Below are 13,593 nucleotides of genomic sequence, written 5' to 3' on the forward strand. Positions count from 1 at the left end.
CCTGGCGATCGCCCCTTACGTTCGTCTCCGGCGATGCCGGAGGCTCAGGCGTTGCTTGCCCCGAGGGAGTTCCCCCGCATGCCGAACTGGCCGAGCATCCCCGACGAGCGAAGGTGCTGCGGCGGCAGCAGCTCGCTGGGCTGCACCAGGACGTGCCCCGTGCCGGAGAACTGCATCTCCCAGCCCTCGCCGGTGGAGCCCTTGCGGCGCCACACGGCGGACGTGGAGGTGGGGGCCTGGAGCTGGGTCCGCAGGGACGTGGACCAGGCGACCACGGCGTCCGCGTCGCAGCAGACGTTCTTCTCCGGGGTCACCTCCATCACCAGCGGCTCGCCCGAGGTCATGAGCACGACCTGCCCGGACCCGGTCAGCTCCAGGTTGTAGGCACCCGCCGAGGCGATCTCCACGGCACTGTCGACCGCGACGATGCCGACGCCCAGGGAGCCGTCGAAGGCAAGGACGTAGGAGCTGTCGACGGTCAGGCCGCGGCCGACCTCCATGATGTGCAGGTGCTGGGCGAGGTTGGCGAGATAGACGATGCCGTTGCCCTTGCAGCGCATGAGTTCCAGGCGCTCGCCGGTCATCCGCTCGACGTTGCGCCAGCTGCGGTTGCGGTACTGGCTGTCGAACTCGATCTGCCCCTCGAAGGCCACCATGGCGCCCTGGCGGGCGAGTATGGGGCTGCTGCCGCGGGTGACGTCGGTCTTCAGGAGCTGCGGGTTCTGCAGGGTGTAGCGGCCGGTGGACTCCACCGGGACGTGTGCGAAGAGTGTGCTGTGCATGATGTGCGTGGTGCTCCCTTCAGCCCCGGATCTTGAATCGGTCGCCGGTGTCCTCGCTCGGCTGGACGACCACGAAGCCCTGTCCCTTGAAGCCGATCTGGAAGGCCTCACCACTGCCCCGGCCGATGAGGGCGCTCGCCTTGACCGTGCGGCGCGCCTTCATGTCCATGCCGGTCGTCCAGGCGATCAGCGCGTCCGGGTCGACGTACGTCTCGCGTTCGGCGCAGTCCAGGGCCATCGGAATGCCGCGGCTGACCAGCGCGACCCAGCCCGTGCCCCGTACGACGAGGTTGGTCAGGCCCGAGCCGGACAGCTTGGCGAGACCCTTGACCGGCTCGATGGTCAGCTCGAGCGAGGCGTCGCAGGCCAGCAGCGTGGCTCCGTTGACCGAGAGCGCCTCGCCGTTCAGGTGGAGGACGATGACGTCGCCGCCGTAGTCGGCGAGATAGAGGTCGCCGTCACCGCGGCAGAGCATCAGCCTGCCACCCTCGCCGCTGACCATCTCCTCCGCCGAACGGCGCAGGCTGGCCGGCGCCCCGTCGAACTGCACATAGCCCTCGTACGCGATCATCGAGCCGGCCTTGGCCAGCAGATCGTGGCCGCTGGCCATGGTGACCTTGAGCGTCTTGGAGCTGTGCACAGTCATCCGGACGCCGGTCGAAGCGGCGCGGTGAGCGCTGAGAGTCTGGGTGTCCATGGGCCTCACACCTCGAAGGGCTGTACGACGACGAAGTTGCCGGGGGCGCCGCGGAACTGGAGGTTCACGGCCTCCGAGGTCTGCCGGGAGTACCCGGAACGGCGCAGCCTGAGCGCGGTCGTGGTGACGGCCTGCGCACCGGCGGACCAGGCGATGACGGCGTTCCCGTCGACGTAGGTGGCCGGACCCACGGGGATCACGACCGGCACGCCGCGTGTCTTCACGGCGACCGCTCCGGTCCCCGAGAAGAGCATGCTGAACAGCCCGCCGCCCGGCAGACCCGCGCCCTCGATGCGGCGCACCTCGGTGTCCAGGGCCTCGTCGAAGGCGAGCACACCCTGCGCGCTGGTGTAGAGCTGCTCCCCCTGGAGGCGGATGACGAACACCCGACTGGCCTCGTCGGCGAGGAAGACCTCGCCGTCACCGGAACAGCGCATCAGGGACATGCCCTGGCCGGTGAGCGCTCCGGTGAGCTTGCCGAGCAGACCGGAGCCCTTGTGGGCGAAGTCGATGTCGCCCTGGTAGGCGACCATGCTGCCCTGCTTGGCGAGGATGTTGGCACCCTTGGTGAGCGTGGCCCGCACCAGCTGCGGGTTCTGCTCGGTCCAGCGGTCCCCCACGGGGGCTTCCGCGTACTTCGTGAGGACGACACGGACGTTCGCCTCGGGCGGCACCGGCGCCAGCGTTGTGGCGCCGCCGAAGGGCTGGGCCTGGCCCGGGAAGGCGCCGGGGGCGCCCGGAGGCGTGAACTGGCCGGCGGGTGCCCCAGGGGGCGTGAACTGGCCGGCGGGTGCTCCGGGGGGCGTGAACATCTGCGGGCTCGTGGGCGCGGGGGCCGCCTGCGGTGGGACGCCGGGCGGGGTACCGAATCCGGCGGGCGGGGCGGTCCCGGCGATCGTCGGTGCCGTGTGGACGGACGGGGCCGCGGGGGCGGGGGCTCCGAAGGAGGGAGCCGGCGCGGGTGCGGGAGGTGCCGAGGGCGCGGCGGCCTGCGGCGGCGCGAACGCCGGTGCCTGGGTCTGCGCCGGGGCGGCCGGTGCGGGTGCGGGCTCCTCCTCGGCGACCTCGCCGCCGAAGTTCTTCAGCAGCGCGTCGAGGCCGCCGTCGAAGCCCTGCCCGACCGCGGCGAACCGCCAGACGTCCTTCAGGTACAGGTCGCCCAGCATGACGGCACGTTCCGTGGAGAACTCGCCGCCGGCGAAGGAATACCGGGCGACCTCCTCGCCGCCCGCGACGATACGGACGTATCCGGGAGCGATCTGCGACATCTGGCCGGCGCCGTCGATCGTCGCCGTGAACGACAGCTTCTGGATCTGCGGCGGGATCTTGTCGAGCGTGACCCTGAAGGCCTCTGTGTCACCCGCCTGCGCGCCCAGGAGCTGGATGGATTCCTCGGGGGACTTCGGCTGGTTGAAGAAGACGAAGTACCGGTCGTCCGAGAGCTGTTCGTCGGCGTCGAGCCCGAAGCAGCTGATGTCGAAGGTCAGCCCGGGGCCGGAGATCTGTACGCCTACGTACAGATCCGTGCCCGCGGTGAGGTCACTGATCTTGGCCTTGTGGCCGCGTTGGAATTCCCTGGCCATGCGTAACGACCGTCCCCCATCCCGAATGTGAGTGCGTCGCGACAGGCTAACGGCAAAGTCGGACACCGGAGGAAGTCGGTACAGATCCGGTACAAAATCCCGCGCGGCTCCCGATACGACCTGCCGTCAGGGCGGCCGTCACTCTCCGCGCGCGGCCGGAAGGTGGGGCAACCGCTCGGCGGCGACCACTCCTTCGAGATAGCCGCGGGCCCGCTCGGTGCGCGGATACGCCTCCAGCAGCCGCCAGAAGCGGGGGCCGTGCCCGGGGACGAGCAGATGCGCCAGCTCGTGGAGGAGGACGTAGTCGACGACGTACTCGGGCATGCCCTGCAGGCGGTGGGACAGCCGGATGCTGCCCTCGGACGGGGTGCACGAGCCCCAGCGGGTGTTCTGGTTGGTGACCCAGCGCACCGAGTTCGGCCGGGCCCGGCCGTCGAAGTACTGGGCCGACAGGCGCTCGGCACGCTCGGCCAGCTCGGCGTCGCCGAGAACCCGTTTGCTCTCCTGGGCGGCCAGTTTGTCGAGCATGACGCTCACCCAGCGCTGCTCCTCGGCCTCGGACATCCGGGCAGGGATGAGCACGACGGTGCGATCGCCCTCGCGGTACGCGGAGACCGTCCGGCGTCGACGGGAACTCCTGCGCACCTCGATCGCGCTCGCCCCCGAGCCGCTCGGCGGCAGGCTCGTCGTACTGCGCTGTGGCGTTCCGGCGCGGTGCAGTGGGTCGGCGGACACGCCCCGACGTTACCCGTTGCGCACAGGGGAAGTCCCGACTCCGGGTCGGTTCCGTTCCGATCCCCCACATGCGTTTGATTCATACGACTGACTTGTACGACTAACACCCCCTGCCTGTGGACAACTTTGGGCACCCGGCGCCAGGCCCGGGCATGCTGGCTCCTGCCGGCGGAGCTGCGAGACGACCTCCACCGGCAGGCGGGGACGTTCGGGGATGTTCTACGAGGGCTACGGGGGCCTGTCATGCAGTCGATGGATCCGCATCCGACGGTTTCGTTGGTTCCGCTTGTGAAGCCCGCACTCCGGCGCGGCTGGCGTGATCTCAACACCGTGCAGTTCGGGATGACCCCGGCGCACGCGATGACGCTGGGTCCGATGGACACGGCGACGGGCAGTTTCCTCGACCTGCTCAACGGCACGCGCGGACTGCCGCTCCTGCGGGAGGAGGGCCGTCGCATGGACCTGCCGGACGGGCATGTCGACGCGCTGGTGGAACGGCTCGCGCGGGCCGGGTTGGTCGACGACGCCAAAGGCGGCGGGCCGGCCGCCGAGGCCCTGCGCACGAAGAAGGAGGTCCTCGACCGGCTGCGTCCCGACCTGGCCTCGCTCTCCCTGACCACGTCGGAACCGGGCGAGGCGATCAGGCTCCTGGCCGCCCGCCGCTCCCTGCGCGTCCAGGTGAGAGGAGCAGGCCGGGTGGGCGCGGTCCTGGCCTCGCTGCTGTCGGGGGCCGGGGTGGGCGAGGTCGACGTGCGCGATGTGGGCTCGGTCGAGCCGGGGGACGTCGCGCCGGGCGGGCTGCCCGCCGAGTCCGTCGGCGACCGCAGGCAGGAGGCGGCGCGGCGCGCCGTGCGACGGTCGGCGCCGGACCGCCCACCGCGCCGCGGCCCCCGCACGCCGTCCGAGAGCGACGACCCCGGCTTCTCCCTCGTGATCCTCGCCCCACGGGACGACGTCGACGTGCACGCGCCACTCCCGTCCGCCGCCGACCCCCTGATCACCTCCGGCACACCCCATCTGTACGTTGGCGTGGTGGAGGCGACCGGGGTGGTCGGTCCGTTCGTGCTGCCGGGCGAGACGGGCTGCGCCGGCTGTCTGCACGAGGCGCGCACCGACCGTGACCAGGTCTGGCCCCGTCTGATCGCACAGTGGCGCTCCGGCGGGCCGCGCCGGGAGCGTTCCTGCGATCTGGCGCTGGCCACGACGGTCGCGGGCCTTGCCGCCGCGCACGCGCTCGCCTTCCTGGACGGCAAGGTCCCGTCGAGCGTCGGCGCACGCTGGGAGGTCTCCCTGCCCACCCTTCACTGGCATGCGCGGCCGGTCTGGGGGCACCCCGCATGCCGGTGCGGAGCAGCGGAGAAAGGTAAGGGGGAACACACACCCAAGTACGAGGAGTCGCACGAGACAATGGCGGAGCAACAACCGTCGAAGGAGTTACGCCGTACGACACACGCGGCGCGGCTTGCTGGGACCTGGAGGGCGCATGTCTGATCTTCCCCGCAAGGCGGTCACCCGTACCGCCAAGCTCGCCGCGCTGCCGCTCGGTTTCGCCGGACGGGCGACCTGGGGACTGGGCAAGCGGATCGTCGGCGAGTCCGCCGAACTGGTCGGCCGCGAGCTGCAACAGCGCACAGCCGACCAACTGTTCAAGGTGCTCGGCGAGCTCAAGGGCGGCGCCATGAAGTTCGGCCAGGCCCTGTCCGTCTTCGAGTCGGCGCTCCCTGAGGAGATCGCCGGCCCTTACCGAGCGGCGCTGACCAAGCTCCAGGAGGCGGCGCCTCCGATGCCGACGCGCACCGTGCACGCGGTGCTGGAGGAGCGGCTCGGCCAGGACTGGCAGGAGTTGTTCCTCGAGTTCGAGGACAAGCCCTCGGCGGCCGCCTCCATCGGCCAGGTGCACCGCGGGGTGTGGCGTGACGGCCGCGAGGTGGCGGTCAAGGTGCAGTACCCCGGAGCGGGCGAGGCCCTGCTGTCCGACCTGAACCAGTTGAGCCGTTTCGCTCGCCTACTGGGTCCCCTCATTCCCGGTGTGGACATCAAGCCGCTGATCTCGGAGCTCAAGGACCGCGTCTCCGAGGAACTGGACTACGGCCTGGAGGCACAGGCCCAGCGGGCCCATGCCGAGGAGTTCGCCGGCGATCCGGACGTCGTGGTGCCCGATGTGGTGCATCAGTGCGACCAGGTGCTGATCACGGAGTGGATGGACGGCATCCCGATGTCCGAGGTGATCGCCGACGGCAGCCGGGAACAGCGCGACCGGGCCGGCCAGCTCCTGGCCCGCTTCCTGTTCTCCGGCCCCGCCCGCACCGGGCTGCTGCACGCCGACCCGCACCCAGGCAACTTCCGCCTCCTGCCCGGTGGCCCGGAAGGCGAGGACGACTGGCGCCTGGGCGTCCTGGACTTCGGCACGGTCGACCGTCTCCCGGGTGGCCTGCCGACCCCGATCGGCATCTCCCTGCGGATGACGCTCGACGGCGAGGCGGACGCCGTCTACGAACTCCTCCGCGCCGAGGGCTTCGTCAAGGAATCCATAGAGCTGGACCCGGACGCCGTCCTCGACTACCTCCTGCCGATCATCGAACCGGCCCAGGCCGAGGAGTTCACCTTCACCCGCAGCTGGATGCGCAGCCAGGCGACCCGCATCGGCGACCCGCGCTCCCCCGCCTACCAGCTGGCCAAGCAGCTCAACCTGCCGCCGGCGTATCTCCTCATCCACAGGGTGACGCTGAGCACGATCGGGGTGCTGTGCCAGCTGGGCTCGACAGTGCGCCTGCGTGACGAACTGGAGGAGTGGCTGCCGGGGTTCCTGCCGGAGAAAGACCTGGAAGAGGCCCTGGAGGAGCCGGCGGCGGAGGCGTGAGGCTTCGCGGGAGCCTCACCACCAGGCCGAGTCCAGCCGCCCCTCGATCGCCCTGAGGTTCTCCCGGGAGCAGGTGTCGCAGAAGTACTGACGGACGCCGTTCTCCACGGAGCAGGTCCAAGTGGGCTGCGGGCCCTCGGCCGCGGTGCCGCACCGAGCGCACACAAGGGGCTCGGACTCCCTGGCGGAGCCGCCGTCGTCACTGCCTCCGGACAGACTCGTCACTCGGCGACGATATCCCCGCGGCCTGCGGATCGGCGGACACAACGCACCGCGGGGGCCGGTCCGTTCGGACGGACCGGCCCCCGCGGGAAGAGCTTCGCCTCCCTGGCCGGGAGGCCACCGCTTCAGGTGTGTTCGGGATTACTGCATGACGGCCATGGCGAGCGCGCGGCGGGCACGCAGCGAGGCGCGCTCCGCCCGGCGCTGCATCCGGCGAGCGGTCACCAGGCGCGTGGCCCGGCGTTCCCGCTCGGCGTCCTGCAGGCGCTCGTGCATATGCGCACGAGCCAGGGCTTCTGGAATGAGTTGCATCTCTCGGGTCCTGTTCTGGCGCGAGTCGATCGCACCACTGGTGGTGAAGTCTTCAGGCGCGGAGCCTGCGAGTTCGTCGATGGACGGCTTCATCGGGGCCTGCTTCTTGGGGTCGTGCGTGAGGGGGCGATCGATCGTTCCTGCGGTGTTCATGCCGAGACCGGGTTCTTGCGCGGGCGACCACGGGGCCGCTTCCGGGCTACGACGACACCCTGGACGAACAGCTCGCCACCCCAGACGCCCCACGGCTCGCGCCGCTCCTTGGCACCGGCGAGGCAGGCCTCGACCAGCGGGCAGGTGCGGCAGAGCGACTTGGCGTACTCGACGTCGGCCGGCGACTCGGCGAAGAAGACCTCCGGGTCGTACGAACGGCAGGGGACGGGTACGCCGAGGTTCTCGATGGCGTCGTCGAGCGCGGTGAGCGCAGTGAGCGGAGTCAAGGTGGAGTCCTCCGTGAGGCCGGGCGGGGGGATCGTTTCGGAAGGCGGTACGGACGGGGCGTGCGCTTCGAGTTGCACGGTTCGTCTTCCTCGTCTGTCGTTCCGGCCCTGTTGGGCCGAGTGGCGGCTGGTACCGGGTTCTTTTCTTGTCCCGAGGCCCCTTCGCTCCGCCGTCCCCGTTCGGGGACAAACAGAAGGGCCGCGGATCCCGGATGGGGTTCCGCGGCCCTGAAGGCGCCGGCCTGATGGTCGATCAGGCTGGATCACTCCAGGGTTCTGGCCCACGGAAGGCCCACATCTGGTGGTGCTGCGTCGTCTGCTTCCGGCTACCGGCACCGGCGGCCGCAAAGGCATAGGCGTGCGCCTGTGCCCCTACTGCTTCCAGTGCCTTGGTCGGTCGCTCATTGCGCTCCCGGACAGGAAGGCCCGCGAGAGACACAGAAGACGCCGGACGGACGGCAGGAATGCCGGACAGACCGGTGCCCAGGTTCGAGACGCCGAGCATGCACGTGGAGACGACCGAGCGATCGGTCACTTTGGCGGTGCTGATGGAGCTGAAGTTGATGCTGATCACTGGAATCGCCTCCTCTCGGCGTCTAGAGGGACCGGGGGTGAACCGGTCCGACGGATATGCAAGTACAGCACGAAAGCGGGGCCTCCGAGAAGGCCTCCGTTCTCGTGGCTACGAACCTATGGGGATTGCTGGGGCATGCGCAAACTATTTTTTCGACGAGTTCGCGTCAGTCCTCAACTTCTTCTCCTGCGAGGTCCTGGCCTGCGCAGATCGCCAGGACATCGGCTCCGTAGCGGTTGAGCTTGCGCATCCCGACCCCGGGGATCCGCGCCAGCTCCGCGTCGTCGTCGGGGACGGACTCCGCGATCGCCATCAGCGTCTTGTCCGTGAAGACGCAGAAGGCGGGCTGCCCGCTGCGCTGCGCCTGGACCGCACGCCACTCGCGCAAGCGCTCGTAGAGCCCCTCGTCCATGTCCGACGGGCAGTCCTCACAGCGCATCAGCTTCATCTCACCGGCGTCGGTGAGCGTGCGCCCGCACACCCGGCAGCGCGCCGGGGTGCGCTGCGTGCGCCGTGGGACGGCGGCGCCGGCTCTGCTGGTGGTGAAGCCCCGCTCGACACCCCCGGGGCCCGCGGCACTCCGTCCGGCGGCGCCGGCCGAGCCGGGCCGCAGACCGTCGAGGAAGCGGCTGGGCTTGCGGCTGGGGCGGCCGCCGGGCGCGCGGGACAGCGCCCAGGACACGTACAGGCGCTCTCTGGCACGGGTGACGCCGACATAGAGGAGGCGGCGCTCCTCCTCGATCTGCTCGTCGGTCTTTGCGTAGGTGATCGGCATCATGCCCTCGGCGACACCGACCAGGAAGACGACGTCCCACTCCAGTCCCTTGGCCGAGTGCAGGGAGGCGAGCGTGACGCCCTCGACGGTCGGGGCGTGCTGGGCGCTCGCCCGCTCGTCGAGCTCGGCCACCAGGTCGCTCAGAGTGGCGCCGGTTCTGGAGGCGGCGAAGTCCTGCGCGAGGTTCACCAGGGCGGCCAGCGACTCCCAGCGCTCTCGGACGGCCCCGGAGCCGGCCGGCGGCTGGGTGGTCCAGCCCTCGCCCGACAGCACGGCACGCACCTGGGAGGGCAGGTCGACGGCGTCGTCGAGGAGGGAGTCGTTGCCGCCGAAGCGGGCCGCGCCCCGCAGGGCGATGCCCGCCTTGCGCACCTCAGGGCGGTCGAAGAACCGCTCGGCGCCTCGCAGCTGGTAGGGGACTCCGGCGTCGGCGAGGGCCTGTTCGTAGGTCTCGGACTGGGAGTTGGTGCGGAACAGGACGGCGATCTCGCTGGCCCGGCAGCCCGCGTCGATGAGCTCGCGAATGCGGCGGGCGGCGCCCTCGGCCTCGGCGGGCTCGTCGGTGCATTCGGTGTAGACGGGCTCGGGGCCGGCAGCGCGCTGGGAGATCAGCTCCAGCCGGTGGTCGGCGGCGCGGCCCCGGGCCTGGGCGAGCAGGCCGTTGGCGAGATGGACCACCTGCGGAGTGGAGCGGTAGTCGCGGACCAGCTTGACGACGGTGGCCCCGGGGTGACGGGTGCGGAAGTCGAGCAGGTGGTCGGGAGTTGCTCCTGTGAACGAATAGATCGTCTGGCTGGCGTCGCCGACCACGCACAGGTTCTCCCGGTCGCCCAACCACAGCTCCAGCAGGCGCTGTTGGAGGGGACTGACGTCCTGGTACTCGTCGACCACGAAGTGCTGATACTGGGAACGGACCTGCTCGGCGATGTCGTGCCGGTCCTGGAGGACCGCGACGGTCAGCAGCAGGACGTCCTCGAAGTCGATGACCCCGCGGGCGCGCTTGAGGTCCTCGTAGGCGGAGTAGACCTGGGCGATCTCTGCCGGGTTCCGGGGGGCCTCGCGGCCGGCCTTGGCGGCCGCGAGGGCGTAGTCGGCGGGGACGGTCTGGGTGACCTTGGACCACTCGATCTCACCGGTGACATCCCGCAGCTCGCCCCGGTCGAGGCGGATGCGGCAGGCGGCGGCAGCGTCGGCGACGAGCTGGACCTTGCGGTCGACCAGCCGGGGCATGGAGCCGCCGACGGCTTTCGGCCAGAAGTACTGGAGCTGGCGCAGGGCGGCCGAGTGGAAGGTGCGGGCCTGGACACCGGCGGCGCCGAGCTGGCGCAGCCGGCCGCGCATCTCCCCGGCGGCACGGTTGGTGAAGGTGACGGCCAGCACGCTGGAGGGCTGGAGGATCCCGGCGCGCACGCCGTAGGCGATGCGGTGGGTGATCGCCCGTGTCTTGCCCGTGCCGGCGCCCGCCAGCACGCACACCGGGCCGTGCAGGGCGGTGGCCACCTCGCGCTGCTCGGGGTCGAGCCCTTCGAGCACCGCGTCGGCCGAGCCCGGTGTCTGCGGGAAAAGGGTGGAGTGCGTTGCTGCTGTCACACGGCCATGCTGCCAGGTCGCCGGAGACGGGTGAGCCGGTTGTCCACAGGCAGGCACTCGTAGTCGTACTAATGCGGCAGGCTAATGCGGCAGGTGTCACGTCCGGCGGACCCCGGCCACGGGGAATGGTGGTCCTTTCACATACGTTTCCCCACTGCGAGCGCACATCCGCCGACCGCCGAAGGAGCACGAGAGACATGCAGGGCACTGTGACGATGTACAGCACCACGTGGTGCGGCTACTGCCGTCGGCTGAAGAGCCAGATGGACCGCGAGGGCATCGCGTACAACGAGATCAACATCGAGCAGGACCCTGACTCCGCCGCGTTCGTCGAGAAGGCGAATGGCGGGAACCAGACGGTTCCGACCGTGCTCTTCCCGGACGGCTCGACGCTCACGAACCCTTCGCTGGCTCAGGTCAAGCAGAAGATCGGCGCGTAACCGCTGCGCGGACGTGTTCCGGAAGGCGGTCCCTGACGTGCGTCAGGGACCGCCTTCTTGTGGTTTGTCAGACGAAGCTCCTCGTCGGCAGCGGCTTGCCGTACCAGAGCTCGATCAGGCGGGCCGCGATCGAGATGCCGTACGGCGGGAGCACCTCGCCGGACTCGAAGGCGGCGCCGAGTTCGTCGCGGGAGAACCAGCGGGCCTCGTGGATCTCGTCGCCGTCGACATTGATGTCGGTCGAGGTGGCGCGGGCCATGAAGCCCAGCATGAGACTGGACGGGAAGGGCCAGGGCTGGCTGGCGACGTACTCGACCTGGCCGATCGTGATCCCGGCCTCCTCGAAGACCTCGCGGCGCACCGACTGCTCGACGGCCTCGCCGGGTTCGACGAATCCGGCGAGCGTCGAGAAGCGGCCTTCGGGCCAGTGGACCTGACGGCCCAGAAGTATGCGGTCGTCCTCGTCGGTGACGGCCATGATCACGGCGGGGTCGGTGCGCGGGTAGTGCTCGGCACCGCAGGCCTGGCAGCGGCGGATGTGGCCGACCGCGGCGATGACCGTGCGTTCGCCGCAGCGGGAGCAGAAGCGGTGCGTGCGCTGCCAGTTCTCCAGCCCGACCGCGTGCACCATCAGACCGGCCTCGCGCGGCGACAGGAGGAGGCCGGCCTCGCGCAGGCCGGCCGCGCGTGCGGACTGGTCGATACGCCCGGGAAGCGCGTCCTTCTGGAGGGCGAAGTAGCGCACGCCGTCCTCGTCGATGCCGAGGAAGTAGCGGTGTGCCTCGGTGAGAGGTGCCTCGAAGGACGGGGTCATGACGAGTTCGGTACGGCCCTCGGCCGTCTCGTCGATGAGGACCTGGCCGCCGGAGACCACGAAGCAACGGGTGGTGGGGTGGCTCCATGCCGCCGCGAGCCAGGCCTCGTCGAGCCGGTGGTGGGCGGCCCGGTCGATGCCGCTCGGAGCGGTGAGCGAGATGGGGCGGTCGGCGGTGTGGTCGGTCCAGGTGGTCACGAGTGCTTCCAACTCCCCCGGGGAAAAGGGTGTTTCGCGGGCGGTTCAGCGGGACGTACGGCGGGAGGCGACCGGGTCCGGCGGGGCGTGGCGGTACGGGGCGGTTCTTCCAGTGTGCCCCGCATGCCATGCCGATCCGGGCGGTGCGGGACGGTCAGGGCGCATGGCGCCGGTTCTCCGCGAGATCGCCCCAGAGGTACGCGGTGGTCTCGACGCCCTTGAGGAGGAGGTCCAGCTCGACCTTCTCGTTCGGGGCGTGCCAGCCGTCGGACGGGACGGAGATGCCGAGGAAGAGCACGGGTGCGCCGAGGACCTCTTCGAGATCGGCGGCCGGTCCCGAGCCGCCCACACGAGTGAAGCCGACGGGCTTGTCGAAGGCTCGGCCCATGGCGCGGACGACGGACTGCAAGGCCGGGTGGTCCAGCGGCGTCAGGCACGGGCGCGTTGATCCGGTGAAGGTGATCTCCTGCCGGATCCCCGCGGGTACCTGCTCGGCGGCCCAGTCACGGACGGCCTTCTCGATGTGGTCGGGGTCCTGGCCCGCGACCAGCCTGAAGGAGAGCTTCACCATGGCGGCGGACGGGACGATCGTCTTGCTGCCGGGGCCCTGGTAGCCGCCGCCGATGCCGTTGACCTCGGCGGTGGGGCGGGCCCAAATGCGCTCCAGGGTGGTGTGCCCGGATTCGCCGTGGGTGGCGTGCGACTTGGCCGTGCGCAGCCACTCCTGCTCGTCGAAGGGCAGCTCGGCGAAGAGTGCGCGTTCGCGGTCGGTGAGCTCGACGATGCCGTCGTAGAAGCCGGGGACCGCCACGCGCGCGTGCTCGTCGTGCAGGGCGGCGACGAGGCGGGCAGCGGCCGTGGCCGGGTTGGGGACGGCGCCGCCGAAGGCGCCGGAGTGGATGTCCTGGTCGGGGCCGTACAGCCGTATCTCGCACTCGGCGAGGCCGCGCATGCCGGTACATACCGTGGGGGTGTCCTCGGACCACATGCTGGTGTCGGAGACGATGACGACGTCGGCGGCGAGCCTTTCCGCGTGCTCCTGGACGAGTGCGCGGAAGTGCGGGGAGCCGGACTCCTCCTCGCCCTCGATCAGCAGCTTGAGGTGCACGGCCGGCGCGGTGCGGCCGGTGGCGGCGAGGTGGGCGCGGACGCCGAGTGTGTGGAAGAACACCTGGCCCTTGTCGTCGGCCGCCCCGCGCGCGTAGAGACGGTTCTCCCGGACGACGGGCTCGAAGGGCTCGCTGTCCCAGCCGTCCTCGCGGGCGGCGGGCTGCACGTCGTGGTGGCCGTAGACCAGGACCGTGGGCGCCTCGGGGTCGTCGGAGGGCCATTCGGCGAAGACACCGGGCGCGCCCGGTGTCTCCCAGACCTCGGCGGTCGGGAAGCCGGTCTCCTGAAGCCTGGCGGCGAGCCAGTCGGCGCTGCGGCGTACGTCGGTCGCGTGGTCGGGCTGGGCCGACACGGACGGGATGCGCAGCCACTCGACGAGCTCGTCGAGGAAGGCGGCACGGTGCCGCGCGATGTACGTACGGACGGCGCTGACGGCACTGTCAACGGGCTGGCTCATGGTC

Annotated in this window: 14 protein-coding genes; 3 read left to right on the top strand and 11 right to left on the bottom strand. The window is 70.6% G+C overall.

Going from position 1 to position 13,593, the window contains the following annotated elements; genetic code table 11:
• Positions 1 to 44: 44 nt before the first annotated feature.
• The 4 genes from AC5P09_RS00370 to AC5P09_RS00385 all read right to left on the bottom strand — a co-directional run bounded on the left by AC5P09_RS00370 (position 45) and on the right by AC5P09_RS00385 (position 3,797).
• Positions 45 to 782, bottom strand: a complete 738-nt coding sequence (locus AC5P09_RS00370; RefSeq protein ID WP_493871859.1) for an AIM24 family protein — start codon at positions 780 to 782, stop codon at positions 45 to 47.
• Between the two features lie 19 nt (positions 783 to 801).
• Positions 802 to 1,479 (bottom strand): AIM24 family protein, encoded by a 678-nt coding sequence (locus tag AC5P09_RS00375; protein WP_493871860.1) that lies wholly within the window; start codon positions 1,477 to 1,479, stop codon positions 802 to 804.
• A gap of 5 nt (positions 1,480 to 1,484) precedes the next feature.
• Positions 1,485 to 3,062 carry a TerD family protein gene (locus AC5P09_RS00380; protein ID WP_493871861.1) on the bottom strand — a complete coding sequence of 526 codons (1,578 nt, stop codon included), beginning with the start codon at positions 3,060 to 3,062 and terminating at the stop codon, positions 1,485 to 1,487.
• Between the two features lie 138 nt (positions 3,063 to 3,200).
• On the bottom strand, positions 3,201 to 3,797 hold the full coding sequence (locus tag AC5P09_RS00385; protein WP_493871862.1) for a M48 metallopeptidase family protein: 597 nt from the start codon (positions 3,795 to 3,797) through the stop codon (positions 3,201 to 3,203).
• A 276-nt stretch (positions 3,798 to 4,073) separates the two neighbouring features.
• On the opposite strand from AC5P09_RS00385, the gene AC5P09_RS00390 reads away from it, so the two are divergent.
• Both AC5P09_RS00390 and AC5P09_RS00395 read left to right on the top strand, forming a co-directional pair.
• Positions 4,074 to 5,288: a TOMM precursor leader peptide-binding protein gene (locus AC5P09_RS00390; RefSeq protein ID WP_493872289.1), complete on the top strand. Its 1,215-nt coding sequence runs from the start codon at positions 4,074 to 4,076 to the stop codon at positions 5,286 to 5,288.
• Positions 5,281 to 6,657: an ABC1 kinase family protein gene (locus tag AC5P09_RS00395; RefSeq protein WP_493871863.1), complete on the top strand. Its 1,377-nt coding sequence runs from the start codon at positions 5,281 to 5,283 to the stop codon at positions 6,655 to 6,657. Before AC5P09_RS00390 ends, AC5P09_RS00395 begins: the two co-directional genes overlap by 8 nt.
• A gap of 15 nt (positions 6,658 to 6,672) precedes the next feature.
• Here AC5P09_RS00395 and AC5P09_RS00400 read toward each other — a convergent pair whose 3' ends face one another.
• The 5 genes from AC5P09_RS00400 to AC5P09_RS00420 all read right to left on the bottom strand — a co-directional run bounded on the left by AC5P09_RS00400 (position 6,673) and on the right by AC5P09_RS00420 (position 10,570).
• Entirely contained in the window at positions 6,673 to 6,882 is a 210-nt protein-coding gene (locus tag AC5P09_RS00400; RefSeq protein ID WP_493871864.1) for a hypothetical protein, read from the bottom strand.
• Between the two features lie 138 nt (positions 6,883 to 7,020).
• The gene (locus AC5P09_RS00405; RefSeq protein ID WP_266434045.1) at positions 7,021 to 7,344 is read right to left on the bottom strand and encodes a putative WhiB-interacting protein; all 324 of its coding nucleotides are present in this window, start codon (positions 7,342 to 7,344) and stop codon (positions 7,021 to 7,023) included.
• Entirely contained in the window at positions 7,341 to 7,709 is a 369-nt protein-coding gene (locus AC5P09_RS00410) for a WhiB family transcriptional regulator (RefSeq protein WP_252546277.1), read from the bottom strand. Before AC5P09_RS00410 ends, AC5P09_RS00405 begins: the two co-directional genes overlap by 4 nt.
• 175 nt (positions 7,710 to 7,884) lie before the next feature.
• The gene (locus AC5P09_RS00415) at positions 7,885 to 8,205 is read right to left on the bottom strand and encodes a hypothetical protein (protein ID WP_266434050.1); all 321 of its coding nucleotides are present in this window, start codon (positions 8,203 to 8,205) and stop codon (positions 7,885 to 7,887) included.
• Between the two features lie 166 nt (positions 8,206 to 8,371).
• Entirely contained in the window at positions 8,372 to 10,570 is a 2,199-nt protein-coding gene (locus AC5P09_RS00420; RefSeq protein WP_493871865.1) for an ATP-dependent DNA helicase UvrD2, read from the bottom strand.
• Positions 10,571 to 10,767: 197 nt separating this feature from the next.
• Here AC5P09_RS00420 and AC5P09_RS00425 point away from each other — a divergent pair, with 197 nt between their 5' ends.
• Positions 10,768 to 11,010, top strand: a complete 243-nt coding sequence (locus AC5P09_RS00425; protein ID WP_266434053.1) for a mycoredoxin — start codon at positions 10,768 to 10,770, stop codon at positions 11,008 to 11,010.
• Positions 11,011 to 11,077: 67 nt separating this feature from the next.
• Here the strand turns inward: AC5P09_RS00425 and nudC are convergent, their stop codons facing one another.
• On the bottom strand, positions 11,078 to 12,022 hold the full coding sequence (gene nudC / locus AC5P09_RS00430; RefSeq protein WP_493871866.1) for an NAD(+) diphosphatase: 945 nt from the start codon (positions 12,020 to 12,022) through the stop codon (positions 11,078 to 11,080).
• Positions 12,023 to 12,176: 154 nt separating this feature from the next.
• A complete protein-coding gene (locus AC5P09_RS00435) occupies positions 12,177 to 13,589 on the bottom strand; it encodes a dipeptidase (RefSeq protein WP_493871867.1) in 1,413 nt (470 codons plus the stop codon).
• Between the last annotated feature and the right edge of the window lie 4 nt (positions 13,590 to 13,593).

The organism is Streptomyces sp. a15 (genome assembly GCF_059026085.1).

Coding starts and splice junctions, on each gene's coding strand:
- AC5P09_RS00370 (WP_493871859.1), bottom strand. CDS start 782: ATGCACAGCACACTCTTCGCACACGTCCCGGTGGAGTCCACCGGCCGC.
- AC5P09_RS00375 (WP_493871860.1), bottom strand. CDS start 1,479: ATGGACACCCAGACTCTCAGCGCTCACCGCGCCGCTTCGACCGGCGTC.
- AC5P09_RS00380 (WP_493871861.1), bottom strand. CDS start 3,062: ATGGCCAGGGAATTCCAACGCGGCCACAAGGCCAAGATCAGTGACCTC.
- AC5P09_RS00395 (WP_493871863.1), top strand. CDS start 5,281: ATGTCTGATCTTCCCCGCAAGGCGGTCACCCGTACCGCCAAGCTCGCC.
- AC5P09_RS00405 (WP_266434045.1), bottom strand. CDS start 7,344: ATGAACACCGCAGGAACGATCGATCGCCCCCTCACGCACGACCCCAAG.
- AC5P09_RS00425 (WP_266434053.1), top strand. CDS start 10,768: ATGCAGGGCACTGTGACGATGTACAGCACCACGTGGTGCGGCTACTGC.
- AC5P09_RS00435 (WP_493871867.1), bottom strand. CDS start 13,589: ATGAGCCAGCCCGTTGACAGTGCCGTCAGCGCCGTCCGTACGTACATC.